This window comes from Blastomonas fulva, from assembly GCF_003431825.1.
Classification (GTDB): domain Bacteria; phylum Pseudomonadota; class Alphaproteobacteria; order Sphingomonadales; family Sphingomonadaceae; genus Blastomonas; species Blastomonas fulva.
In genome coordinates, this window is the sequence record NZ_CP020083.1 from 2,851,900 (window position 1) to 2,874,157 (window position 22,258).

A 22,258-nucleotide genomic window follows, 5' to 3' on the forward strand; every position below is an offset into this window, starting at 1 on the left:
TGGCTTGTTAGTAGGGCCGCTTGCGCCTAATTTGGCAGCATGACCAGCCAGTTCACCGAACTGAACGACCGCGCGCGCGATGTTTTCCGCATCGTTGTGGAAAGCTATCTCGATACCGGGATACCCGTCGGCTCGCGCACGATTTCCAAGTCCTCCACCGTCAACCTCTCTCCCGCCTCGATCCGCAACGTGATGCAGGATCTTGAGGAACTGGGCCTGCTCGCCGCGCCGCACACCAGCGCGGGGCGGATGCCGACCGAGCAGGGGCTGCGATTGTTCGTCGATGGCATGATGCAGGTAGCAGAGCCGTCGTTCGAGGAGCGCGCCGCGATCGAAAAGCAGCTCGACAATGCAGGGCCCATAGAGGCCGCGCTGGCGGCGACGACGCAGGCGCTTTCGGGGCTGTCGGCTTGCGCCGGCATCGTGATGGTGCCGCGGCGCGAGCCTGTGCTGCGCCAGATGAGCTTCGTGCGGCTGTCGGATACTCAGGTGCTGGCCGTGCTGGTGGGCAACGATGGCAGCATCGAAAACCGCGTGCTGGAGATGAGCCGGCGCGTCACCGAGAGCATGCTGGTGCAAGCGGGCAATTTCATTACCGCCCGGCTTTCCGGTCGCAGCCTGTCGCAGGCGCTGCTCGCGCTCGAAGCGGAGATCAACAGCGAGCGGGACGCGCTCGATCAGGCGAGTTCCGACCTTGTCCGCCGAGGGCTTGCGTTGTGGTCGCGTGACGGCGCCGACCGCCCGGTGCTGATCGTGCGCGGCCAGGCCAATCTGCTCGACAACGATGCGGTGGCGGATCTGGAGCGGGTGAGGCGGCTGCTCGATGAACTTGAAGCGATGCAGGACATTGCCCATCTTCTCGACAGCGCGCGGGAGGCGGCATCGGCCCGCATCTTCATCGGCGCTGAAAACAAATTGTTTTCGCTTTCCGGATCATCCGTGATAGCGGCGCCCTACCGCGATGGCGAGGGGCGCGTAGTCGGCGTGGTCGGTGTCATCGGCCCCACCCGCCTCAATTATGCGCGGATTGTCCCGATGGTGGACTTTACCGCGCAGAGCCTAACCAGATTGATGAAATGAACGGGACAGACGTGATTCAGGACGAAACAGTGACGCAGGAAGACCCCAGCAACAACGCCGACACCAGCCGGTCGCTCGATCAGGAAGCGGCTGCCGAGCTTGAAGGCGTGCCCGACAGCCTGAAGGAACAGGGCGACGATCACGCCGCGTTGGAAGAGCGCATCGCCGCGCTCGAAGCGCAGCTGGCCGAAGCCAGGCAGGACGTGCTGTATGCGCGCGCCGACACCCAGAATGTCCGTCGCCGCCTCGAAAAGGATGCACAGGATGCCCGCGCTTATGCTGCGACCGGCTTTGCCCGCGATATCCTCTCCGTCTCAGACAATCTGGCGCGCGCGCTGCAACTGATCCCCGAGGATCTGCGCGAGGACGAGAAGTGGAAGGGGCTGGTCGTGGGTCTGGAAGCCACCGGCCGCGAGCTCGACAACGTGTTCTCCAAGCACAGTATTTCGCGCATCGCCGCTATCGGCCTGCCGCTCGACCCCAACCAGCATCAGGCGATGATCGAGATCCCGAACGCGGATGCCGAGCCCGGCACCGTTGTGCAGGAACTGCAGGCCGGATACATGATCAAGGACCGCCTGCTGCGCCCGGCGCTGGTCGCGGTCGCCAAGAAGCCCGACTAGGTTCTTTCGTCATTCCCACGAATGCGGGAATCCCGCTCCTGCGCTGGATCGGAGGACGAGTGGGACCCCCGCGTCTGCGGGGGTGACGGTATCGGCTGGCTAACTCTCAGACCGGAAACGGCAATATCTGTCGATAGGTGTTCAGCGGCGGTGCCCCCGGCACCCCGCTGCCCTGCCGGATCAGGAAGGCGTGGCGGACGAGTTCCGCCTGCTGCTCCAGGCCATATTTGGCAAAGGGCTGTCCCGGCTTGATCGCATAGTCGTAGCGGCAGAACGGATGGCGCTTGAGCGGCAGGAAGATACCCTGCTGATATTGCCAGACATGCACCATCTCGTGGATGAACAGCCCTTGGCGCGAGAGGCTGGCGCAGCTGAAATCATCGCAATAGGCGCTGCCACCAGGGTGGAAATGGATATGCCCCATCGGTGCCATGATCGTCCTGCGCGGCTGGAAGAAAATCCATTTCTTGAGGCGGATGCGCACCTTGCCATAGGCGATCGTGTCGCCGAACACCGATCGGGCCAGCGCGACCTCCGCAGCTTCCAGTGGCCGGTCGATCGGCTCACGCCCCATTAGTGGGCCATGCCGCCTGCAGCTTCGCCGCCCGGCTTGATCGCACGGATCGCGGCATCGGCGACGATCTTTTCACCTGTGGAAAAAGAAAACACAAACTCGGCGCTGCCCTTCTTCTGCGCACCGGGGTCGACGCCCCACACCATCACGTGCTTGCCGCCGGGTTCGAACTCCACCTTGCCGCGGGTCGGCACCGGGGCCGATGCGAGCGGGCGCATCATCGACATGCCGTTCTCCTCGACCGTCTCGTGCATCTCCAGCCGCAGGATCGAGGGCGAGGAAATCGAGCGCAGAACCGTGTCCTTTGGCCCCCCGCGAACGGTGAAGTACAGCACCGAGGGGCTGTCCTTGACCGGCGAGAGCTGGACATAGGCTTTCTCGACCAGCAATTGGGCGGGCGGCTGACAACCTGCCAGCAGCGCCAGAGTCAGGCCTGCAACGACCAGATTGAGGGTGCGGATCATATCGCGGCGGTCCTCCAGAGCAATTGTGCCGAATTCGGCCAGCACGGCCTTGAGCGTGATGTAGATACTGCCACGCCTTGTGCCAAGCGAAAGCAACCCTATATCCGCCGACGGGGACGGAATCGGAGGATGCTTGGGGGCATGCCGCCGATACGTAATCTTTCATCTGCATATCGAAAGTCACGTGGGAAAAGCACTATGGCAAAAGTAATTGGTATCGACCTTGGAACCACCAACAGCTGTGTGTCCGTCATGGACGGCGACAAGCCCAAGGTAATCGAAAATTCGGAAGGCGCGCGCACCACGCCGTCGATCGTCGCGTTCACCAAGGATGGTGAGCGGCTGGTCGGCCAGCCGGCCAAGCGCCAGGCGGTGACCAACCCGGAAAACACCGTGTTCGCGGTCAAGCGTCTGATCGGCCGTCGTTTCGACGATCCGCTGACCAAGAAGGACATGGAACTGGTGCCGTACTCGATCACCAAGGGCGCCAATGGCGACGCCTGGGTGAGCGCGGGCGGCAAGGACTATTCGCCTTCTGAAATCAGCGCCTTCACGCTGCAGAAGATGAAGGAAACCGCCGAGAGCTATCTGGGCGAGACCGTCACTCAGGCCGTGATCACGGTTCCTGCATACTTCAACGACGCCCAGCGTCAGGCGACCAAGGATGCAGGCCGCATCGCTGGCCTTGAAGTGCTGCGCATCATCAACGAGCCGACTGCGGCGGCGCTGGCTTATGGTCTCGACAAGAACGACGGCAAGACCATTGCGGTTTATGACCTTGGCGGCGGCACCTTCGACATCTCGGTGCTCGAAATCGGCGACGGCGTGTTCGAGGTGAAGGCCACCAACGGCGACACCTTCCTGGGCGGTGAAGATTTCGACTCCAAGCTGGTCGAATTCCTGGCAGAAGATTTCAAGAAGGCCGAAGGCATCGATCTCACCAAGGACAAGCTTGCTCTGCAGCGTCTGAAGGAAGCTTCGGAAAAGGCGAAGATCGAGCTTTCCTCGGCGCAGACGACCGAGATCAACCTGCCTTTCATCACCGCCGACCAGAACGGCCCCAAGCACCTGGTCAAGATGATCAGCCGCTCGGATCTCGAAAAGCTGGTCGCCGATCTGATCAAACGGACGCTCGACCCGTGCAAGAAGGCGCTCGAAGATGCCGGCCTCAAGGCTTCGGACATCGATGACGTCGTTCTCGTCGGCGGCATGACCCGCATGCCGCGCGTGCGCGAAGTGGTGAAGGAATTCTTCGGCAAGGAACCGCACACCGGCGTCAATCCCGATGAAGTCGTTGCCATGGGTGCTGCCATTCAGGCAGGCGTGCTGCAGGGCGACGTCAAGGATGTGCTGCTGCTCGACGTGACTCCGCTGTCGCTGGGTATCGAAACGCTCGGCGGCGTGTTCACCCGCATGATCGACCGCAACACCACGATCCCGACCAAGAAGTCGCAGACCTATTCGACCGCTGATGACAACCAGCAGGCCGTGACGATCCGCGTCTTCCAGGGCGAGCGTGAAATGGCGGCGGACAACAAGCTGCTGGGCCAGTTCGACCTGGTCGGCATCCCGCCCGCACCGCGCGGCGTTCCGCAGATCGAGGTCACCTTCGACATCGACGCCAACGGCATCGTCAACGTCTCGGCCAAGGACAAGGGCACCGGCAAGGAGCAGGTGATCCGCATCCAGGCATCGGGCGGCCTCAGCGACGCCGACATCGACCAGATGGTCAAGGATGCTGAACGCTTCGCCGAGGAAGACAAGAAGCGCCGTGAGGCGGCAGAGGCAAAGAACAACGCCGAAAGCCTGCTGCACAGCACCGAAAAGCAGCTCGAGGAGCATGGCGACAAGGTCGATGCCACGGTCAAGGGCGAGATCGAAACCGCGATCGCCGAGCTCAAGACCGCGATCGAGGGCAACGAACCCGATGCCATGAAGACCAAGACCGAAGCTCTGGCGCAGGCAGCGATGAAGCTGGGCCAGGCAATCTACGAGAAGGAACAGGCCGCAGCTGCCTCACCCGCAGGCGAAGCAGCCCCGGCTGAGGACAATGTCGTCGACGCCGAGTTCTCGGAAGTTGACGGCGACGCGAAAAACTGATTGCCGGATTGATGACCGACAGTCCGGCCGGGCGGGATGATCGTGCAGGGTGGCTGATGCCACTGTGACGGTTGTCCCGCCCGGTCGCTGCATGAAGAATCGCGACCGATGACTATGGCCACTACCACCGATTATTATGAGCTGCTCGGCGTCACACGCACCGCAGACGATGGCACGCTCAAATCCGCCTATCGCAAGCTGGCGATGCAATGGCACCCGGACCGCAACCCGGGCGATGCCAAGGCGGAAGCGCACTTCAAGGCGATCAGCCAGGCATATGACTGCCTGAAGGACCCGCAGAAGCGCGCCGCCTATGACCGTTACGGCCACGAGGCCTATGAAAACGGCATGTCCGGCGGCGGCGGCCGCGGAGGGCCCGAGGGCTTTTCCGACCTGGGCGATATCTTCGACACCATCTTTGGCGGCGGCTTCGGCGGAGCGGGTGGAAGGCGTGGCCCTGCACGCGGCGCCGATCTGCGCTACGACATGGAGATCTCGCTGGAAGAGGCCTATCACGGCAAGACAAGCGAAATCTCGATCGATGTCGCGGCGACCTGCGATACCTGCGAAGGGTCGGGCGCCGAGCCCGGCACCAAGGTGCGCACCTGCAACCTGTGCGGCGGCAGCGGCAAGATGCGCGCGCAGCAGGGTTTCTTCGTGGTCGAGCGCACCTGCCCCAATTGCCATGGCACAGGCCAGGTGATCGAGAACCCGTGCCGCGCGTGCCGCGGCGAGGGCAGGGTGGACAAGACCCAGACGCTGTCGGTGGATATCCCGCCGGGCGTCGACAACGGCACCCGCATTCGGCTGACCGGCAAGGGTGAGGCAGGACCCAAGGGCTCGCCTCCGGGCGATCTCTACATCTTCATCCACGTCTCGCGGCACCGCATCTTCGAGCGCGACGGGACCACGTTGGTCACCCGCGCCCCGATCAGCATCACCACCGCAGCTTTGGGCGGCGAGATCGATATCCCCGGGCTCGACGGCAAGCGCCATCGCATCCCCATCCCGGCTGGAATCCAGTCGGGCAAGCAGCTGCGTCAGCGCGGCGCGGGCATGCCCGTGCTGCAGGGACGTGGCACCGGCGATATGGTCATCCAGATCGATGTCGAGACGCCTACGCGGCTGTCTGCGCGGCAGAAGGAACTGCTGCGCGAATTCCAGGCAACCGAAACCGGCCAGGAAAGCCCGGAAAGCACGGGCTTCTTCGCGCGGCTGAAGGAAATGTGGGACGGTATCGGCGAGTAAGCGCTCGCCGGTGGCCTCATTCTGGCGGGGTCAGCGCGGGCACGTTCCTGGCCGCATCCTCAGGTGAAATTCCCGGCGGCGGGGCGGCGGCGATCGTCTCCTGCCGCTGCATCACCCGGCCAGCGCGCTTGATCGCGGCGCGCACGCGCGGATAGGTGCCGCAGCGGCACAGGTTGCGGATGGCGCCATCGATCTCGGCGTCGGTCGGATCGCTGTTCTTGCGAAGCAGCACGCTGGCCGCAATGATCATCCCCGGCGTACAGAACCCGCATTGCACCGCCTGTTCGGCGACGAACGCCTGTTGCACCGGATGGCTGCGGTCGCGGCTCAGCGCCTCGATCGTGGTGACATAGCGCCCCTCGACCTCTGCGATGCTGACCAGACACGAGCGGATCGCCTCGCCATCGACCACCACCATGCACGCACCGCAATCGCCATTGCCGCAGCCGTATTTCGTCCCGGTAAGGTTGGACGCATCGCGCAATGCCCATAGCAATGGCGTTTCGGGATCGAGCCGGTATTGCACCGGACGGTCGTTGACGGTGAACTTGGTCATGGCATCAGCGCATAACCGGGCGGGACGGCTGTGTCATCCGTCCCGCCGCGGCCTGCGTGTCAATCGCGCCAGCTAGGATCGATCTTGTCGACCTTGCGCACCATGGCGGCAAAATCGGGCACGCCCGCGCCCATCGGCAATTGCACCTGGCTGAGATCGCGCTGGTGGACATCGATCACGTCCTGCGACACCAGGATCGGCTTGCCCATCGACATCGTCGCCAGCTGGATCTCGCAGGCGCGCTGCAGCGCCCAATAGGTGATGAATGCCTCGGGCAGGGTGCGGCCCATCACGACCGGGCCGTGGTTCCTGAGCATCAGGATGCGCTTGCCGGTGACCGCCTCGACCAGCCGGTCGCCTTCTTCGGCGCGGACGGTGACGCCCTCGAAATCATGATAGGCGATATTGCCGATGAAGTTGCAGGCATAGAAATTGGTCGGCTGCAATCCGCCTTCGGTCGAACACACCGCCATTGTCGCGGTGGTATGCGTGTGGATGATGCAGTGCATCTCGGGAATGCGCTTGTGGAACACGCTGTGCTGGGTGAAGCCGGCCTTGTTGACGGGGTAGGGCGATCCGTCGAGCTTTTCGCCTTCCGAATTGATCTTGACGAGGTTGGAGGCACACACCTCGCTGAAGTGCAGGCCATAAGGGTTGATCAGGAACGCGTCTTCCTCGCCCGGCACCTTGAGCGTGATGTGGTTGTAGATCATCTCGGACCAGCCCATCATGTCGAACACGCGGTAGCACGAGGCGAGCAGCTTGCGGGCTTCGTGCTCTTCGGTGGACATCTGGGTTCTGGTCTTCAAGGCGGTGGCCATCGCGCTCTCCTGTCACTATCTTTGGTGGCTATGTGCAACCTGTATCGCATGACAAGCAACGCCGATGCAATCCGGCAGTTGTTCGGCGCTCATGTCGGCTCGGTCGAACTCGCAGCGACCAACCTGCCCGCGTTCGATGCCATCTATCCCGATTACGAGGCGCCGGTGATCATTGCCCGACCGGCAGGCGCGGCGCTGGGGATGATGCGCTGGGGTTGGCCGCCGTTCGGCGAGGTCAAGCGTCCGATTACCAACGTGCGCAATCTGCAGTCGCCGATGTGGCGCAGCGCGCTTGGCGATCCGCGGCGCCGCTGCCTTGTCCCGGTTACCGCCTTTTGCGAATATGGCGCGCAGCCCGACCCAGAGACGAAACGCAAGCGGCAGCACTGGTTCGCGCTGCGATCTGGCGATCCGTTCGCCTTTGCCGGCATCTGGCGCCCGACCGAGGAAGGCGCGCGCTATGCGTTCCTGACCTGCGAGCCCAATGCGATGGTGGGCGCGGTGCATCCCAAGGCCATGCCGGTGATGCTGACGGGGGACGCGCTGCAAATCTGGCTGCGCGCCGATTGGGAAGAGGCGCGCGGGCTTGTGCAGCCCTTTGACGAGGCGCTGATGCACGAGCTCGCGCCGGAAGCTTCACCCGATGCAGCCATGCCACAACCCGGGCTGTTCGTCGGATAATCGGCGAAATCCCTTGAAAACCCCGTCATGCACTGGTAACGGCCTGCTCGTGACCGACAGCCCGGTGGCTGGCGTGCCCTTGACTATTGGCCTTTACCGTATGGCTTGAGCATCCGTTTTCCGCGCCCCAAGGCGTGGCGCGAGCGGATTTGCTGGCCGAAAAAGAATATGGAGCTGACGTAAGTTTATGCAGATTCTCGTACGCGATAACAATGTTGACCAGGCGCTGCGGGCGCTCAAGAAGAAGCTGCAGCGCGAAGGCGTGTATCGCGAAATGAAGCTGCGTCGTCATTACGAGAAGCCCTCGGAAAAGCGCGCTCGCGAAAAGGCTGCCGCTGTGCGTCGCGCCCGCAAGCTCGAGCGCAAGCGCATGGAACGTGACGGCGCCAAGTAAGACCGTTATAGCATCACGAAATTGGCGGAGCGGGGGGACCGATTCGCCGCATCAGCCCCTGGATGTGTTTCCAAGCCCTTGAAAGGACTGGAAAATCACCAGGGGTTCGTGGTTAGATAACCGGAGGCTGCCATGTCCGTAACGCGCGTTCCTATCCCGCCGCTTGAAAAAGGCTCGCTCACCAAATTGTGGTTGGGTGTTGCCGTTGCCGTGCTTGTCGCCGGTGGAACCGCCTGGGCAGGCCTGCAGGGCATTCCGCAGTCGGCGTCCGGGTTCCTCGCCAGCAACGCTGACGAACCGGGTGTGGTGACCACGGAGAGCGGTCTTCAGATCAAGGAAATCACCAAGGGAACCGGTCCTTCGCCGACCGACGCCGATGTGACCCTGATCAACTACGAAGGCACGCTGATGGACGGCAAGGCCTTTGATGCCAACCAGCGCGTTCCGATGCCGGTGGCAGGATCGATTCCCGGTTTCTCCGAAGCTCTGAAGCGGATGCAGCGTGGCGGCAAGTACCGCCTGTGGATCCCGCCCGAACTCGGCTATGGCGCCGAAGAAAAGGCCAACCCGCAAACGGGTGAGGTCGTCATTCCGGCCAACAGCCTGCTGATCTTCGACGTCGAGCTGGTAGAGTTCATCCCCGAGGTCCAGCTTCGCGCGATGCAGCAGCAGCTTCAGGGCCAGGCCGGACCCGGTGGCCCGCCGCCGGGGGCAGGCGGACCGCCGCAGGGCGTTCCGGGAATGCCGGGCAACTGATACGCAAACAAAAAGGCCGGTGAATTCACCGGCCTTTTTTGTTTCCCGCATCCTGCAGCAGTGCAGCCGTGGATTAGCAGCCTTCGGGCTTCACGACCTCGAACGCCGCGACCATATCGCGGAAGAATTGCGGCACCGGCACCGGCGTACGGGTCGCGAACTCCAGATGCACGTAGCTGATCGTCACGACCGTGAGCAGCTCCTCGCCGCGGAAGATTGCGCACTGGCTGGTCAGGCTGCTGTTGCCAATGCGGACCATGCGCACTGCCAGATCGATCATGTCGTCGGCAACTGCGCTGGCGCGGAAATCGACCGCGGCATGGCGGACCATCATGTCATGGTCGGGGCCGAACAGGTTGAACCCGCCGCCGCCATCCATGCCACTGGCGATGCGCAGCGTGCGGAAATATTCGGTGATCCCGACATCGGCGAACATCAGATAGTTGGCGTTGAAGACGATGTTTTGCAGATCGACCTCATGATAGTGCACGCGCTTGGACGCAATGGAGCGGAACATGGCGCGGGTGGGCGCGTCAGTCATAAATTCGATCCCCTGTGTTGACTTGTTTGGCCAGCGAACTGGCGCAAAAAAAGGGGGGCGTAAAGCCCCCCTATATCCCTGTTTTCAACCGCTTGCGTTTCTATCGCCGCAAGGACTGTGACCAAGCCCGGTCAACTGTAAGATGTATCAGAACTTGAAGCGAACAAGGCCGCCGAAAGTGCGCGGTGCGTTGGGATAGCCCGACACGGTGCCGGCCTGTGCAACGCCCGGGAAGACCGTCAGAATGAACTGCTGGTCCAGCAGGTTGCGGGCAAAAGCACCGACTTCGATACCGTTGTTGAGCTGCAAGGTCATCGAGCCATTGACCAGATTGACTTCGCGGCGGAACTGGTTGGCGTTGAAGCCTGCGATCCCGTCGAGAATATTGACGTTGCTTTCGTGGCTGTAATCCAGGCGGCTGATCAGCCTGGTGCCGCTGTCGCCGAACTCGTGGGTGTGCGTGACCGATGTCCGGAGGCTCCATTCCGGAATACCGCCAGGACGCCGACCGGACAGATCTCCCAGCGGACCAGTGCTGAAATCGTCGTACTTGGCGTCGAGATAGGTCGCAGCAAACGTGAACACCAGCGCTTCAGACGGTTGGACCGTGGTGTCGAGTTCGAAGCCCTTGACCGACTGCTGGCCTGCATTGGCGAGACCGAAGCCAAGCCCAGTGAACAGGAAGCTCTGGAAGCCCTGGATCGTCTGATCGAACAGCGCGAGGTTGACACCAAATCCGTCCCACTGCGCCTTCATGCCGATTTCATAGACCTCGGCTTCTTCCGGCCCGGCAAAGCGGGTTCCGGTCGACAGGTTCGGCGTGTTCAGACCGGCATTGGTGAGCGGCGATGATGGCGCAGCAAAGGACGACCCGCGTCCTGCAGGGCCAGGGCCAGGAATGAAGTCGGTCGACAGCGGACGGCTATCGCGCGACAGGTTCACCGAGCTCGCCTTGAAGCCGGTGGCGTAGCTGGCATAGACGTTGATCTCGTCCGAGATCTGATAGGCGGCCCGCAACAGGTACGTGAATTTGTCATCACGGGTACGGCCATCTTCGACCACGTTCGGTACATCGGGCGACTGCGTCTGGAACTGCAGCACACCGAGCGGGAGCAGGGTGTTGATCGCAGGGTTGGTCGCCGCAGCGAGCAGTGCCTGCTGGTTGGCAGCCGGCAGTGCCTGGAACTGCTGACGGGTGCGCACCGCCCCGCCGGTCGCGCCGGTGATAAAGGCATCGACAAAGTTGATGCTCGCCAGCGGATCCAGGGCATCAAAGTTGATCCCGAAGTTCTTCTTGTCGTCGGTATAGTTGAAACCGGCGGTGAACACGAGGCCATCGACAGGCTCGAAATCGACCGTGCCGAAAATCGACCACGACTTGTTATCGAGCGCAAAACGTTCCTGTGTCAGGAAATTGCCACCGAGGATGCTGTTGCGCGGCAGACCCAAACCTGCCTCGACGTTGTTCAGCACAGCATTGCCGATAGCAACGCGCTGGGCCGGGGTCGCGCCGGGCGGAACCAGCGCAGCGGGCGCGGCCTGGAACGCGGCGAAGTTGCGGAAGTCGCGGCCAATCGTCAGATTGCTGTCCTGCGTGATGTTTTCGTCGAAATAATAACCGCCCAGCAGGAAGTTGATCGGACCGTCGAAATCGCTCGCGATGCGCAGTTCCTGCGTGAAGGTGGACACGGCCTGATCACGGGTCTCGGCGGTGATGTCAGCGCTGGTAAAGTCGACATCCTGCGTGAAGGCGTTGGTCAACTCACGATAGGCGGTGATCGAGGTCAGGCTGAACGCGCCAAGCGACCAGTCGACCTGACCGGAGAAGCCGTAGTTCTCGTTGCGGTTGAACGGCACAGCATTGACGAAATTGTCGAAGCTGAAGAAGTCGGTGGGGAACCGGCCGCCGATTCCGCCGACCGCACCGGCCGTGATCGGGCCGACGATGACGTTGCTGGTCTGGCAGCAGCTTTCATCGATCTTCGAATAGTCCGCAATCAGGCGAATCTTGATGTCGGAGGTGGGTTCGATCAGCAGGTTGCCGCGGACCGACCAGCGGTCGCGGTTGTTGATGTCGGCGTTGTTGAGGTTGACGATCCGGCCGAAGCCGTCGCGCTTCTGGTATGTGCCGTCGAGCGAGAAAGCGATGTTTTCGGTAATCGGCCCGGTCACTTCACCGCGAAGGTTGATCGCGTTGAAATTGCCGTAGCTCGCTTCGACCTGTCCGCCGAATTCGTACTGCGGCTCCTTGGTCACGATCGAGATCACGCCGGCGCTGGCGTTCTTGCCGAACAGCGTCGATTGCGGGCCGCTCAGCACTTCGACGCGGCTGATGAGGTTGAGGTCGGAAATCGCCGAAGCCGAACGCGAACGGAACACGCCGTCGATGAACACGCCGACCGAAGGCTCGATACCGAAATTGTTGTCGCCATTACCGAAGCCGCGGATGATAAAGGTGGTGGCCGACGAGGTCTGGAGCTGGCTGACGCGCAGCGAAGGCACCACGGTCTGCAGGTCAAGCACGTCGCGGATCTGAGCGCGCTCGATCGTCTCGCCGCTGGTCACCGATACCGAGATCGGCACTTCCTGCAGCGTCTGTTCGCGCTTGGATGCTGTCACGATGATGACGCTGCTGTCGACTTCCGCATCTTCCTGCGCCACGTCCTGTGCAAGCGCGGCGCCCGGCATGGCCAGGGTCCCGATGGCGGCGCCCGAAAGCAGAATCGACTTGATACGGGTGTGGGTGATTTTCATGGGTGGTTCTCCCCTAAGGTGACTGACAAAACGGCCCGATTGGTCCGGGCTCCGTTCGGCTTTGGATCGTCCTTATGACTGGTGCGCACGAGCCACAATCGAAAAGCGTGGGAAATGAACGCGATTCCAGCGGTCGCGTGATAAAAATGCAACGAAAAGCGGCTATGCTGCAGCGGCAGTTGCGCTTATGGCAATTGTGCGCTGCAGCATTCCGTTAACGTCAAGCTTATTGCGTCAATTCGGGGCCAGTCAGTCCAGGCTGGCACAGGCCGTTTTGAGCCAGGCGAGTGCGTCGCCCTGAAGCTGCGGGCCGACGATTTCCAGCACGCGGGCATGGTAATCGTCGATCCACGCGCGCTCGTTGGTGCTGAGCAGGCCAGGCTCGATCGCGTTGCGGTCGATCGGCGCGAAGGTCAGCGTCTCGAAGCCCAGCATGGGCTGTTCTGCGCCGTCGATATCCACCTCCTCGACCAGTACCAGATTTTCGATGCGGATGCCGAATTCGCCCGCCTTGTAATAGCCTGGCTCGTTGGAGCAGATCATGCCGGGGCGCAAAGGTTCGCCCTGGCCGCCAAAGGCCGCTATGCGTTGCGGTCCTTCGTGCACCGAAAGGAAGCTGCCCACGCCATGGCCGGTGCCATGCGCGTAATCGACCCCGTCCGCCCACAGATACTGCCGCGCCAGGGCGTCGAGTTGGCCGCCGCTGGTGCCGTGCGGAAAGCGGATCGTGGCAAGCGCGATATGGCCCTTGAGCACCTGGGTGAAGCGACGCTTCATCTCTGCTGTCGGGGTGCCGATGGCGATGGTGCGGGTGATATCGGTGGTGCCGTCGAGATACTGGCCGCCAGAATCGACGAGATACAGGCTGTCCATGACGATCGGCAGGTTGGTTTCCTCGCTGACCCGGTAATGGCAGATCGCGCCGTTGGACGATGCCCCCGAGATCGTGTCGAACGAGGTGTCGACCAGCTTGCCGGTTTGCTCGCGGAACGACAGCAGCTTTGCAGCCGCCGAAAGCTCGGTTTCGCCGCCTGCGGGCCCTGCGATCGATAGCCAGTGCAGGAAGTTGCTCACGGCGGCTCCATCGCGCGCCTGCGCGGCACGCTGCCCGGCAATCTCGGTGTCGTTCTTCATCGCGCGCGGCAGCACGCTGGGGTCGCGCCGTGCGGCGATTTTGGCGCCGGCGCTTTCGAGGCGCGAGAAGATCGCCGCAACCGCTCGCTCGGGATCGACCGCCACGGTCTTGCCGCCCAGCGCATCGAGCCCGGCCTCGAACGCGTCATAAGCGTGCAGCGCCACCTGGTTGCCCAGATGCGCGCGCAGCGCGTCGCTGACCTTTTCCGGTGCAACATACAGATCGGCAGTGCCGTCCTGATGGACTACGCCATAGGACAATGTGACCGGCGTGTGGCTGATGTCGCCGCCGCGCACATTGAACACCCAGGCGACCGAATCGAGCGCGGTGATGACCGCTGCATCCAGCCCCTGTTCGCTCAGCCAGCGCGCAATGTCCGCACGCTTGTCGGCGGATTCGCGGCCGGCATAGGCAATGGGGTGCGGATTCATACTTGCGGTGGGGCGTTCGGGCTGGTCGTGCCAGACGGCGTCCACCGGATTGTTCTCGACCGCGACGAGCTCGGCGCCGGACTTGCCGATCTGTGCGCGCACCTGCTTCACCCAGTCGCGGGTATGCAGCCACGCATCATAGCCGATCCTGCCGCCTTCGGGGACGTTCTGACCCAGCCAGTCGGCGACCGATTGCTGCGCGGTGCCGACATAGTCGTACAACCGTCCGTCGACCTGATCGCGGACCTGGATGGTATAGCGTCCGTCGACGAAGATCGCCGCGCGATCGGCCAGCACCACGGCTGTCCCCGCCGATCCGCCGAAGCCGGTCAGCCATTCCAGCCGCTGGGCATAGCCGCCGATATATTCGCTCATGTGCTCGTCGCAGATCGGCACGACAAACCCGTGCAATCCCTGACGCTTCAGTTCTTCGCGCAGCTCCGCCAGGCGGGCTTCATGGGTGGACATCAGCATAGGCTTGCAGCAACTCCTTGCAAAAGCGGTTGGCCAGCAAGATAGAGATGAACTGCGTCCAGCGCCAGTCCGTCCCGGACCGTGGTACAACAGGAAGATGGTCTGCCATGTCGCTTCGCCTGCGAATTTCACCTGTCTTGCTCTGCGCTGCCATCGGCGCGGTCGCGGGGTTTGCAATCCCCTTGTCTTCTGCCGCTCATGCCAATGAAAGGGCATCCATGTCTCAACCCACCCAGCCGCCGATCGCCGAGCAGCGGCCCTACAGCTTCGAACGCCATGGCGTGACTATCCAGGACCCGTGGCACTGGCTGAAGGACGAGGGCTATCCCAAGGTCGACGATGCCGATGTGATTGCCTATCTGAACGCCGAGAACGGCTGGTTCGAAGCGCAGATGAAGCCGCTCGAGTCTTTGGTCGAAACGCTGTTCCAGGAGATGAAGGGCCGGATCAAGGAGGATGATTCCTCGGTTCCGCAGAAGGATGGCGACTGGCTGTACTGGGTCGAATACGACAAGGGCGCGCAGTACAAGAAATGGTATCGCAAGCCGGTGGCGGGCGGCGACAAGGTGCTGCTGCTCGACGAAACCGAACTGGCAAAGGATGCCGAGTATTTTCGCCTCGGCGCGTTCTCGGTCAGCCCCGATGGCAGGCTGCTGGCCTATGCGATCGACGATGACGGCTCCGAACGGTTCGAGGCGCGGATCAAGGATCTGACAACCGGCAAGGACCTTCCGGACATCATCCCCGGCACGCTTTCGTCGCTGATCTGGCGGGCGGATTCGGGAGCGCTGATCTATGGCCTCGCCAACGAGAACTGGCGGACCGACAATGCCCGGCTGCACCTGCTGGGGACCCCAACCGAGAGCGATGTAGAGCTCTACAAGGAAGCCGACGAGGGCTTTCGCGTCGATATCGGCATGACCTCGTCGGAGAAGTACATCGTCATCGCCACCGGCGACAACGAGACCAGCGAGGTGCGGCTGGTACCCGCGGCCGATCCGCAGGCTGAGCCGATCCTGATCCGTCCGCGCCAGAAGGGTGTCGAATATGCGGTGGAGGAGCGTGACGGCACGCTGTTCATCCACACCAATGACGGCCACATCAATTTCCGCCTCGCCACCGCGCGGATCGAGGCGCCCGGCGCGTGGACCACGCTGATCGAAGGATCGGACGAATTCTACATGACCGACATGACCGCCTTCAAGGACTTCTATGTCATCGAAGGGCGGCGCAACGGGCTCGATAAGATCGAGATCCGCGATTATGCCGATCCTTCGAAGACCGCGCCGATCACATTCCCCGAGGCGAGCTATGCCGCCTCGCTCGGCGACAATCCCGAATGGGACATGAAGGTGCTGCGGCTCGCCTATGAATCGATGGTCACGCCCGACACGGTGTATGACTATGATGTCGCCACCGGGAAGCTGACGGTGCTCAAGGTGCAGGAAGTGCCTTCGGGCTATAACGCCGCTGACTACAAGACCGAACGGGTCATGATCGCCGCGCGCGACGGCACTCAGGTCCCGGTGTCGATCATCACCCGCAAGGACTTCAAGCAGGACGGCACCGCGCCGCTGCACCTCTATGCCTATGGCGCCTATGGCTACGCGATCCCGCCGAGCTTCTCGGTCACCCGGCTGAGCATGGTGGATCGCGGATTTGCCTACGCCATCGCGCACATCCGCGGCGGCGACGATCTGGGGCGCCAGTGGTATCTGGACGGCAAGCTGACCAAGCGTACCAACACGTTCAACGACTTTGTCGATGTCGCCAAGGGCCTGATCGAGCGCGACTATACTGCAAAGGGCAAGGTCACCGCCAGCGGTGGCTCCGCCGGGGGCGAACTGATGGGGGCGATTGTCAATTCGGACCCTGAACTCTGGGGCGCGGTGGTGGCGCATGTGCCGTTCGTCGACGTGCTCAACACCATGCTCGACGAGACCTTGCCGCTGACTCCGGGCGAATGGCCCGAATGGGGCAACCCGATCACCGACAAGGCCGCGTTCGATCTGCTGCGCTCGTACAGCCCCTATGACAATGTCGGCGCGCATGCCTATCCGCCGATGCTGGTGACCGCAGGTCTCAACGATCCGCGCGTGACCTATTGGGAGCCGGCCAAATGGGTCGCCAAGCTGCGTGTCACCAAGACAGACGATAATGTGCTGCTGCTCAAGACCAACATGGGCGCTGGCCATGGCGGCAAGTCCGGGCGATTCGATTCGCTCAAGGAAACCGCCGAGGAATTCGCTTTCCTGCTGTGGCAGATGGGGATGGCGGGGAAGTAACCGGCGCAGCGCTCTGGCCGGCCGGGCAGGGGATCATCCCCTGCACGGCCCCAGCTGTTCGAGCACGAAGTTGTAGTCGCGCCGCGCCAGATCATTGTCGGCAGGCGTATCGGACACCAGCGCGCGGGCAGGGACCTGCGCGGGCAGCGAGCAGGCGAGACGGTACCACAGCAGCGTGCCCTTGCGCGGCGGCGCGGCGGCCTCATCGACGATTTCGGTCAGCGATACCGCCCAACGCGCGGCAAGGCCGGGACGGCGCAGCACCGTGATCGACACCGGGTCACCGGTCGACGTCGCCAGGAAGATCTGGGTTTCGCCTTCTCCCTGCAGATTGCCGCGCACGTGCAAAGCCTCGCGGATGCCGCGAATAGCCGGTGGCGCGCCGGGCGCGACCAGTTCGGTGACAATCGTGCGCACCTCCTGATCGGCAGCGGGGGTCCAGGGGACCTGCGCGTCCTTTGCGACAAGCTGCACCTCGCCCGGGCGGGTGCCGGGCCTTGCGAAAAGCAGGAACTGCGCCTTTTTGAGCTTGGGCACCTTTCCGCGCGCGTCACGCGGAATATCCACCAGGTAGCGAATCGATTCGGAAACGCCCGCTTTTCCGCGAATGAGATTCATTACCTCCGCCTCCACAAACAGCCTTGCCATGCTGACGGGAACGTCCGGCGCCCTTGCGGCTTCCACCAAGGTGGCCTTCTTGACCTGCACCTTCAGCACGACGGGCGCGGTGTCGGCGAGGCGAGCCAGCGCAACATAGTCCAGCGCGGGGGGCGCCTGAAAACCTTGCGCATGCAAGGGAATTGCCGGGGAAACCGCGGTTGCAAGCGCTGTTGCGACCGCAAGGCAGGTCAGGGCGCGGGGCATCGATCAATCTCCTGGCGTGGATGGGGGAAGGGACGGCTTTCGCGGCTCAAAGGTTAATTCAAACTGAATCCATTTAAGCGATTGCCTGCTGATAAGTTGCGCGTTAAATCCCCTTTCGGGCAAGAGAAAAACAAACCAGAGGCTGAAAAGCGGTGGAACAGCGGGGCGGCCAGATCGGTTGCAATCCGCAATTCATGCGTTTCAAGCACCAGCCGCGGTCATCGGCTGGTTTGTCCGGGCGTCGCGTATTGAATGATAGGCGCTACCCGGGTGACAGGTTTAATAAGGGTAAGGAGCGTCGTTTCTGAATGGCCTATGCTGATCAACAGGCAAGCGGAAACAAGATAGTTTCCCTCGTTGTCGTGGCGCTGATTCACATCGTTGTGATCTACGCCCTGGTGACGGGACTTGCATATAGCGCGGTCAAATCGGTCGCGGAAAAGCTTAACGTCGTCGACGTTGAAGAAGAGGTGATCGAGCCTGAAGAGCCGCCACCACCGCCGCCGGACCAGCCGATTACGCCGCCGCCAGTGGTAACCCCACCGCCGATCGTGCGTACTCCGCCGACTTCGGCGCCGACCATAACCACCACCAACACACCGCCGCCGATCTTCAATCCGACGCCGATTGTTGCTCCGCCGCCTGCACCGCCGGCTCCGCCGCCGGCGCCTTCCAAGGCTTCGGGTGCGTCGCCTCGTGGTAACCCGGGCAGCTGGGCTACGCCGAACGACTATCCGGCACGGGCACTGCGTGAAGAGCGTGCAGGGACCACCCGGTTCCGCGTTTCGATCGGCCCCGATGGACGTGTCACGGATTGCCAGATCACCGGTTCAAGCGGCCATGCCGATCTTGACGAGGCGACCTGCAAGAATGTCACTCGCAGGGCGCGCTTCAAGCCCGCTCTCGACGCGGCAGGCAATGCGATTTCGGACACCTATTCGAACGCGGTTCGCTGGGAAATCCCGAAGTAATCTTTGGACTGGATGCCGCTGTGGCGGATTGGGTTTTGGTTTTTAGACGCACCGGTTTTGTAACGGCGCTCTATACATTTTCTGAGAGGAAGTTTTGATGTTGATTGAAATGCTTGCTGCGGCTGGAGCCGAGGCGCCGAAAAACGCTTTCGGTTTTATGGAAGCACTCGAACAGGGCGGTGTCATCGCCTATGCGACCGTCGGCATTCTGGGTATCATGTCGTTCGGTTCGTTCTTCATCCTGTTCACCAAGCTGTTCGAACAGCAGAAGGTCCTGTCGCAGGGCCAGAAGGTCCGTGACACGTTCTGGCGTGCAGGCAGCATCAAGGAAGGTGCCGCCAAGCTCGAGAAGAACACCGCGTATCGCCAGATCGTCGACGACGGCATCAAGGCTCAGGAAGAGCATGCCAAGCTGACCGATCCCGTCGAAGCCCATGACTGGCTGCACGGTTCGCTGGGTCGCTCGGAAGCAGCGATCAACGCCAAGCTCGCAGGCGGCCTGCCGTTCCTGGCAACCGTGGGTGCGACCTCGCCGTTCATCGGTCTGTTCGGTACCGTTATCGGTATCTACCGCGCACTGATCAAGATCGGCATCTCGGGTTCGGCATCGATCGACCAGGTTGCAGGTCCGGTTGGTGAAGCACTGATCATGACCGCACTGGGTCTGGGCGTTGCGGTTCCCGCCGTGCTTGCGTACAACTGGCTGCAGGCTCGCAACAAGCAGATCGCTGCGCAGCTCAGCGCCTTTTCGACCGACGTGCTCGGCTACATGGCATCGAATGGCGCAGTGATCCCCGCAGCACCTGGCAAGCCGGTTCCTGCTGGCAAGCCTGCTGCTCCGGTCGCTGCTGCACCGATCAAGAAGTAAGAGACGTTCATCACGCCGGCGGCAGGCCTTAACAGGGCTCCCGCCGGCTGATGGTGTCGGCACCCAAGGCGGGCTTTCATGGCTGCACTGGGCTTTCCGATGCCGACATGCTCAAGACTGCTGCGCGATAGCGCAAAACCAATCCGCGGCCACATGGCTCGGTAAGTAGAGAATAGGATTTATTGCGATGGCAATGAGCGTTGGAGGCGACGGCGGCAAGGAAAAGCCGATGTCTGACATCAACACGACGCCGCTTGTGGACGTCATGCTGGTGCTTCTCATCATCTTCCTGATCGCGATTCCGGTGGTTATCCAGACCGTGGACGACCTGACCATTCCGGTTATCGAATTCGAGCCGACCGAAACCAAGGCAGAAAACATCCTTCTGTCCGTGACGACCACCGACGCCAGCGGCCTGAGCCCCGGCGACGATGGCTTTGCAGGTGCAAGCCCGAACGGCGAATGCCGGGTCTATGTGAACGTCACCCCGGTCGACAATGTCGAACTGCAGGAAATCGCGGTCAAGCGGCTTGAATCGATCATCGAAGCTGCTGGTGGCGTCGAAAACCTGGAGGAAGAAGATCTTCCCGAAGTGCATATCCGCGGCGACATCAATGCTCCCTACAGGTGCATTGGCGGCGCGATCTTCACGATGCAGCGTGCCGGGTTTGCCAAGGTCGGCTTCATCTCTTCGCCGATCGACCTGACGGCAGTTTGATAGAGGCCGTCACGCGATGACGGCCTCCACTACAGAAATTTGGGAGTAGCTTGATATGGCAATGAGTGGCGGCAGCGATGATGGCGAGCCGATGATGGAAATGAACACGACGCCGTTGATCGACGTCATGCTCGTTCTCCTCATCATGTTCATCATCACCATCCCGGTTCAGACCCATGCGGTAAAGATCGACCTGCCGCAGGACAGCCCGCCGCAGGACGTGGTTGTCGAGCCGGTCAAGAACAAGCTGATCGTCGATACCAACGACACCATTTCGTGGAATGGTACGCCGGTATCGCAGGCGCAGCTTGCTGGCATTCTCGCCCAGACCCGCAATATGGACCCTGAGCCTGAACTGCAGTTCCAGCCCGATGCACGCGCACGCTATCAGATCGTCGACGAGGTTCTCGTGGTGATCAAGCGCAGCGGCGTCACGAAGCTCGGCTTCGTCGGCAACGAGCAGTACGGTTCGTTCCAGAAGGCACCTGGCAAGTAATTCGCCAACGCCTTTGATGGTAACAAAAAAAGAGGGCGGCGTAGCGATACGCCGCCCTCTTTTTGTGTCCCGGATGCTGTCAGATGTTGCGCTGCCGGTCCGAAAGCTGGCGCAGCGTTGCAAGCGCATCGCGCAAAGCTGCATCCATGTCGTCATCGACCGCTGCTTCCTGAGCATCCGTTTCCGGATCGCCATGGTCGGCGTCGATCTCGGATGCGATGTCCCCAGGCGCCTCTGCGGCTGGCTCGGCAACAGTATCGCTCCAGTCGCTTGGAGCCGCTGTGGCATCAGCAAGCGCTTTGTCGGCCAGCGGTTCGATTGCGTGTTCGGTGATCTCCGTACCGCGGCGGATGCCGAAGCGTGGGTCTGCATCGCTCGTCACCACGGGTTCGATGCCGCTGGTCGGGTTCGCTGCCATGGTGAGCGCAACGACGCGTCCTGCAGGCACGGCCGATGCCATCGCGGTGTCGCGGCGCCTGGCCAGGCCCCGCTCAAGCCGGTCGAGCAGTTCGGCGATACCGAGTTGATCATAGTCAGCGGTCGCCGGTTCGGCGGCATGCTGGTGAACGTGTTCGGCGTGTATCTTGGCCTGCTGGTCCTCTGGCTGCACCGGCTCAGGGGCCACAGCCTCCCAGGGGTCCTGCCCGTCTTCTTCCGCTTCCGGCTCTGCCAGAGCAGGCGCAAAACGGAAAGAAGGTGCAGGCGCTGGTTCTGCCGGAGCGGGCTCGGCAGATGCCGGGGGTGCAAACGCCATGCTGGCGTCGAGGTCGAGCGGCATTGGTTCGGGATTGCTCTCAGCCGACTGTGCGCTGGCGGCCGCTGGCAACGCCATGTCAGGTTCGCTCGTGACCTCGGCGTCGAGATCGCTGCTGGCCATGATCGGCGCGCGCACTGGCGCATCGGGATGCTGGTCGGCATTGCGGATCCGTAGGCGCTTCAAGTCCGCGAAATCGGAAACCTCGTCCTCTGCCGCTTCGCTCTTGCCAAAGCGCAGGGTCCGCAGCCATCCGGCGAGGCGGGATGTGCCCGAGCGGCTGGCCGATGCAGCCGCATCTTCGGATGACCCGGACTGCGCCGGATCGCTCTTCACGGCAGTTTCAAAACCCATAATGTCGGTCTCCCCGCGCGGCAGCAGCGCGAGCAGCGCTCCTGCGGTCAAAGTTCCTATTCCGGTGCTCAGCGCCAGCCGGGCGGTATTTCCCAGGGGGGGCGCAGCAGCGGGCAAAAGTTCGGCAATGCCATAGGCGCTGACAAAGCCCTCGATCGCGTTCATCGGAATGAAGCTGCTGCCCACGGCTGCTGCCAGTCCGCCGCCGACCGCGATCGCGGCAGGATAGCGCACAGGCACGGCAGCTACCGCGCCCTCCGCTTCTCCTGTCTCTTCGTCTCGCGTTTCGGCCATCGTCGTTAAACCTGTCACTGCG

The 22,258-nt window shown here is 62.3% G+C and carries 21 protein-coding genes; 12 read left to right on the forward strand and 9 right to left on the reverse strand.

Annotated features, from left to right (window positions below; all coding sequences use genetic code 11):
- The first annotated feature begins 39 nt into the window (after positions 1 to 39).
- Together hrcA and grpE are read left to right on the forward strand one after the other, a co-directional pair.
- Entirely contained in the window at positions 40 to 1,080 is a 1,041-nt protein-coding gene (gene hrcA, locus B5J99_RS13590) for a heat-inducible transcriptional repressor HrcA (protein ID WP_054132998.1), read from the forward strand.
- Complete coding sequence (gene grpE, locus B5J99_RS13595) at positions 1,077 to 1,703, forward strand: nucleotide exchange factor GrpE (protein ID WP_082382026.1); 627 nt, start codon at positions 1,077 to 1,079, stop codon at positions 1,701 to 1,703. Before hrcA ends, grpE begins: the two co-directional genes overlap by 4 nt.
- 106 nt (positions 1,704 to 1,809) lie before the next feature.
- On the opposite strand, the gene B5J99_RS13600 is transcribed toward grpE, so the two are convergent.
- Both B5J99_RS13600 and B5J99_RS13605 read right to left on the reverse strand, forming a co-directional pair.
- Positions 1,810 to 2,277, reverse strand: coding sequence for a hypothetical protein (locus tag B5J99_RS13600; protein WP_054132997.1), 468 nt, complete (start codon positions 2,275 to 2,277; stop codon positions 1,810 to 1,812).
- A complete protein-coding gene (locus tag B5J99_RS13605; RefSeq protein WP_054132996.1) occupies positions 2,277 to 2,837 on the reverse strand; it encodes a copper chaperone PCu(A)C in 561 nt (186 codons plus the stop codon). The genes B5J99_RS13600 and B5J99_RS13605 overlap by 1 nt, the downstream gene beginning before the upstream one ends.
- A gap of 102 nt (positions 2,838 to 2,939) precedes the next feature.
- Between B5J99_RS13605 and dnaK the strand changes: the two genes are divergently transcribed.
- On the forward strand, positions 2,940 to 4,841 hold the full coding sequence (dnaK, locus tag B5J99_RS13610) for a molecular chaperone DnaK (protein ID WP_069049908.1): 1,902 nt from the start codon (positions 2,940 to 2,942) through the stop codon (positions 4,839 to 4,841).
- A 114-nt stretch (positions 4,842 to 4,955) separates the two neighbouring features.
- Positions 4,956 to 6,089, forward strand: coding sequence for a molecular chaperone DnaJ (dnaJ, locus tag B5J99_RS13615; RefSeq protein ID WP_117352684.1), 1,134 nt, complete (start codon positions 4,956 to 4,958; stop codon positions 6,087 to 6,089).
- A 16-nt stretch (positions 6,090 to 6,105) separates the two neighbouring features.
- On the opposite strand, the gene B5J99_RS13620 is transcribed toward dnaJ, so the two are convergent.
- Positions 6,106 to 6,645, reverse strand: coding sequence for a (2Fe-2S)-binding protein (locus B5J99_RS13620; protein WP_117352685.1), 540 nt, complete (start codon positions 6,643 to 6,645; stop codon positions 6,106 to 6,108).
- Positions 6,646 to 6,704: 59 nt separating this feature from the next.
- The gene (locus B5J99_RS13625; protein ID WP_117352686.1) at positions 6,705 to 7,466 is read right to left on the reverse strand and encodes a class II aldolase/adducin family protein; all 762 of its coding nucleotides are present in this window, start codon (positions 7,464 to 7,466) and stop codon (positions 6,705 to 6,707) included.
- A gap of 48 nt (positions 7,467 to 7,514) precedes the next feature.
- Between B5J99_RS13625 and B5J99_RS13630 the strand changes: the two genes are divergently transcribed.
- The 3 genes from B5J99_RS13630 to B5J99_RS13640 all read left to right on the forward strand — a co-directional run bounded on the left by B5J99_RS13630 (position 7,515) and on the right by B5J99_RS13640 (position 9,297).
- Entirely contained in the window at positions 7,515 to 8,147 is a 633-nt protein-coding gene (locus tag B5J99_RS13630; protein WP_245991629.1) for an SOS response-associated peptidase, read from the forward strand.
- A 187-nt stretch (positions 8,148 to 8,334) separates the two neighbouring features.
- Complete coding sequence (gene rpsU / locus B5J99_RS13635; RefSeq protein WP_007688176.1) at positions 8,335 to 8,541, forward strand: 30S ribosomal protein S21; 207 nt, start codon at positions 8,335 to 8,337, stop codon at positions 8,539 to 8,541.
- Positions 8,542 to 8,673: 132 nt separating this feature from the next.
- On the forward strand, positions 8,674 to 9,297 hold the full coding sequence (locus tag B5J99_RS13640) for an FKBP-type peptidyl-prolyl cis-trans isomerase (protein WP_117352688.1): 624 nt from the start codon (positions 8,674 to 8,676) through the stop codon (positions 9,295 to 9,297).
- A gap of 73 nt (positions 9,298 to 9,370) precedes the next feature.
- On the opposite strand, the gene B5J99_RS13645 is transcribed toward B5J99_RS13640, so the two are convergent.
- The 3 genes from B5J99_RS13645 to B5J99_RS13655 all read right to left on the reverse strand — a co-directional run bounded on the left by B5J99_RS13645 (position 9,371) and on the right by B5J99_RS13655 (position 14,626).
- Positions 9,371 to 9,838: an acyl-CoA thioesterase gene (locus B5J99_RS13645; RefSeq protein WP_117352689.1), complete on the reverse strand. Its 468-nt coding sequence runs from the start codon at positions 9,836 to 9,838 to the stop codon at positions 9,371 to 9,373.
- Positions 9,839 to 9,985: 147 nt separating this feature from the next.
- Positions 9,986 to 12,592, reverse strand: coding sequence for a TonB-dependent receptor (locus tag B5J99_RS13650; protein WP_054132988.1), 2,607 nt, complete (start codon positions 12,590 to 12,592; stop codon positions 9,986 to 9,988).
- 249 nt (positions 12,593 to 12,841) lie between these two features.
- Positions 12,842 to 14,626, reverse strand: a complete 1,785-nt coding sequence (locus tag B5J99_RS13655; protein ID WP_117353510.1) for an aminopeptidase P family protein — start codon at positions 14,624 to 14,626, stop codon at positions 12,842 to 12,844.
- 224 nt (positions 14,627 to 14,850) lie between these two features.
- Here B5J99_RS13655 and B5J99_RS13660 point away from each other — a divergent pair, with 224 nt between their 5' ends.
- The gene (locus tag B5J99_RS13660) at positions 14,851 to 16,917 is read left to right on the forward strand and encodes a S9 family peptidase (protein WP_117352690.1); all 2,067 of its coding nucleotides are present in this window, start codon (positions 14,851 to 14,853) and stop codon (positions 16,915 to 16,917) included.
- Positions 16,918 to 16,950: 33 nt separating this feature from the next.
- Here the strand turns inward: B5J99_RS13660 and B5J99_RS13665 are convergent, their stop codons facing one another.
- Positions 16,951 to 17,781 carry a hypothetical protein gene (locus tag B5J99_RS13665; RefSeq protein ID WP_162892606.1) on the reverse strand — a complete coding sequence of 277 codons (831 nt, stop codon included), beginning with the start codon at positions 17,779 to 17,781 and terminating at the stop codon, positions 16,951 to 16,953.
- Positions 17,782 to 18,089: 308 nt separating this feature from the next.
- On the opposite strand from B5J99_RS13665, the gene B5J99_RS13670 reads away from it, so the two are divergent.
- The 4 genes from B5J99_RS13670 (at position 18,090) to B5J99_RS13685 (ending at position 20,834) form a co-directional block, all read left to right on the forward strand.
- Entirely contained in the window at positions 18,090 to 18,752 is a 663-nt protein-coding gene (locus tag B5J99_RS13670) for an energy transducer TonB (protein WP_054132986.1), read from the forward strand.
- A gap of 97 nt (positions 18,753 to 18,849) precedes the next feature.
- Positions 18,850 to 19,620 (forward strand): MotA/TolQ/ExbB proton channel family protein, encoded by a 771-nt coding sequence (locus B5J99_RS13675; protein WP_069049916.1) that lies wholly within the window; start codon positions 18,850 to 18,852, stop codon positions 19,618 to 19,620.
- A gap of 187 nt (positions 19,621 to 19,807) precedes the next feature.
- Positions 19,808 to 20,338: an ExbD/TolR family protein gene (locus tag B5J99_RS13680; RefSeq protein ID WP_054132984.1), complete on the forward strand. Its 531-nt coding sequence runs from the start codon at positions 19,808 to 19,810 to the stop codon at positions 20,336 to 20,338.
- Between the two features lie 55 nt (positions 20,339 to 20,393).
- The gene (locus B5J99_RS13685) at positions 20,394 to 20,834 is read left to right on the forward strand and encodes an ExbD/TolR family protein (RefSeq protein WP_054132983.1); all 441 of its coding nucleotides are present in this window, start codon (positions 20,394 to 20,396) and stop codon (positions 20,832 to 20,834) included.
- 79 nt (positions 20,835 to 20,913) lie between these two features.
- On the opposite strand, the gene B5J99_RS13690 is transcribed toward B5J99_RS13685, so the two are convergent.
- Complete coding sequence (locus tag B5J99_RS13690; RefSeq protein ID WP_117352691.1) at positions 20,914 to 22,236, reverse strand: hypothetical protein; 1,323 nt, start codon at positions 22,234 to 22,236, stop codon at positions 20,914 to 20,916.
- Positions 22,237 to 22,258 lie beyond the last annotated feature (22 nt).

Excerpts from the sequence above, each read along its gene's own strand:
- dnaK (WP_069049908.1), top strand. The coding sequence starts at position 2,940 with ATGGCAAAAGTAATTGGTATCGACCTTGGAACCACCAACAGCTGTGTG.
- B5J99_RS13670 (WP_054132986.1), top strand. The coding sequence starts at position 18,090 with ATGGCCTATGCTGATCAACAGGCAAGCGGAAACAAGATAGTTTCCCTC.
- B5J99_RS13640 (WP_117352688.1), top strand. The coding sequence starts at position 8,674 with ATGTCCGTAACGCGCGTTCCTATCCCGCCGCTTGAAAAAGGCTCGCTC.
- B5J99_RS13655 (WP_117353510.1), bottom strand. The coding sequence starts at position 14,626 with ATGTCCACCCATGAAGCCCGCCTGGCGGAGCTGCGCGAAGAACTGAAG.
- B5J99_RS13600 (WP_054132997.1), bottom strand. The coding sequence starts at position 2,277 with ATGGGGCGTGAGCCGATCGACCGGCCACTGGAAGCTGCGGAGGTCGCG.
- B5J99_RS13650 (WP_054132988.1), bottom strand. The coding sequence starts at position 12,592 with ATGAAAATCACCCACACCCGTATCAAGTCGATTCTGCTTTCGGGCGCC.
- dnaJ (WP_117352684.1), top strand. The coding sequence starts at position 4,956 with ATGGCCACTACCACCGATTATTATGAGCTGCTCGGCGTCACACGCACC.
- hrcA (WP_054132998.1), top strand. The coding sequence starts at position 40 with ATGACCAGCCAGTTCACCGAACTGAACGACCGCGCGCGCGATGTTTTC.
- B5J99_RS13685 (WP_054132983.1), top strand. The coding sequence starts at position 20,394 with ATGGCAATGAGTGGCGGCAGCGATGATGGCGAGCCGATGATGGAAATG.
- B5J99_RS13665 (WP_162892606.1), bottom strand. The coding sequence starts at position 17,781 with ATGCCCCGCGCCCTGACCTGCCTTGCGGTCGCAACAGCGCTTGCAACC.
- B5J99_RS13620 (WP_117352685.1), bottom strand. The coding sequence starts at position 6,645 with ATGACCAAGTTCACCGTCAACGACCGTCCGGTGCAATACCGGCTCGAT.
- B5J99_RS13680 (WP_054132984.1), top strand. The coding sequence starts at position 19,808 with ATGGCAATGAGCGTTGGAGGCGACGGCGGCAAGGAAAAGCCGATGTCT.
- rpsU (WP_007688176.1), top strand. The coding sequence starts at position 8,335 with ATGCAGATTCTCGTACGCGATAACAATGTTGACCAGGCGCTGCGGGCG.
- B5J99_RS13675 (WP_069049916.1), top strand. The coding sequence starts at position 18,850 with ATGTTGATTGAAATGCTTGCTGCGGCTGGAGCCGAGGCGCCGAAAAAC.
- grpE (WP_082382026.1), top strand. The coding sequence starts at position 1,077 with ATGAACGGGACAGACGTGATTCAGGACGAAACAGTGACGCAGGAAGAC.
- B5J99_RS13690 (WP_117352691.1), bottom strand. The coding sequence starts at position 22,236 with ATGGCCGAAACGCGAGACGAAGAGACAGGAGAAGCGGAGGGCGCGGTA.
- B5J99_RS13625 (WP_117352686.1), bottom strand. The coding sequence starts at position 7,466 with ATGGCCACCGCCTTGAAGACCAGAACCCAGATGTCCACCGAAGAGCAC.
- B5J99_RS13630 (WP_245991629.1), top strand. The coding sequence starts at position 7,515 with ATGACAAGCAACGCCGATGCAATCCGGCAGTTGTTCGGCGCTCATGTC.
- B5J99_RS13645 (WP_117352689.1), bottom strand. The coding sequence starts at position 9,838 with ATGACTGACGCGCCCACCCGCGCCATGTTCCGCTCCATTGCGTCCAAG.
- B5J99_RS13660 (WP_117352690.1), top strand. The coding sequence starts at position 14,851 with ATGTCTCAACCCACCCAGCCGCCGATCGCCGAGCAGCGGCCCTACAGC.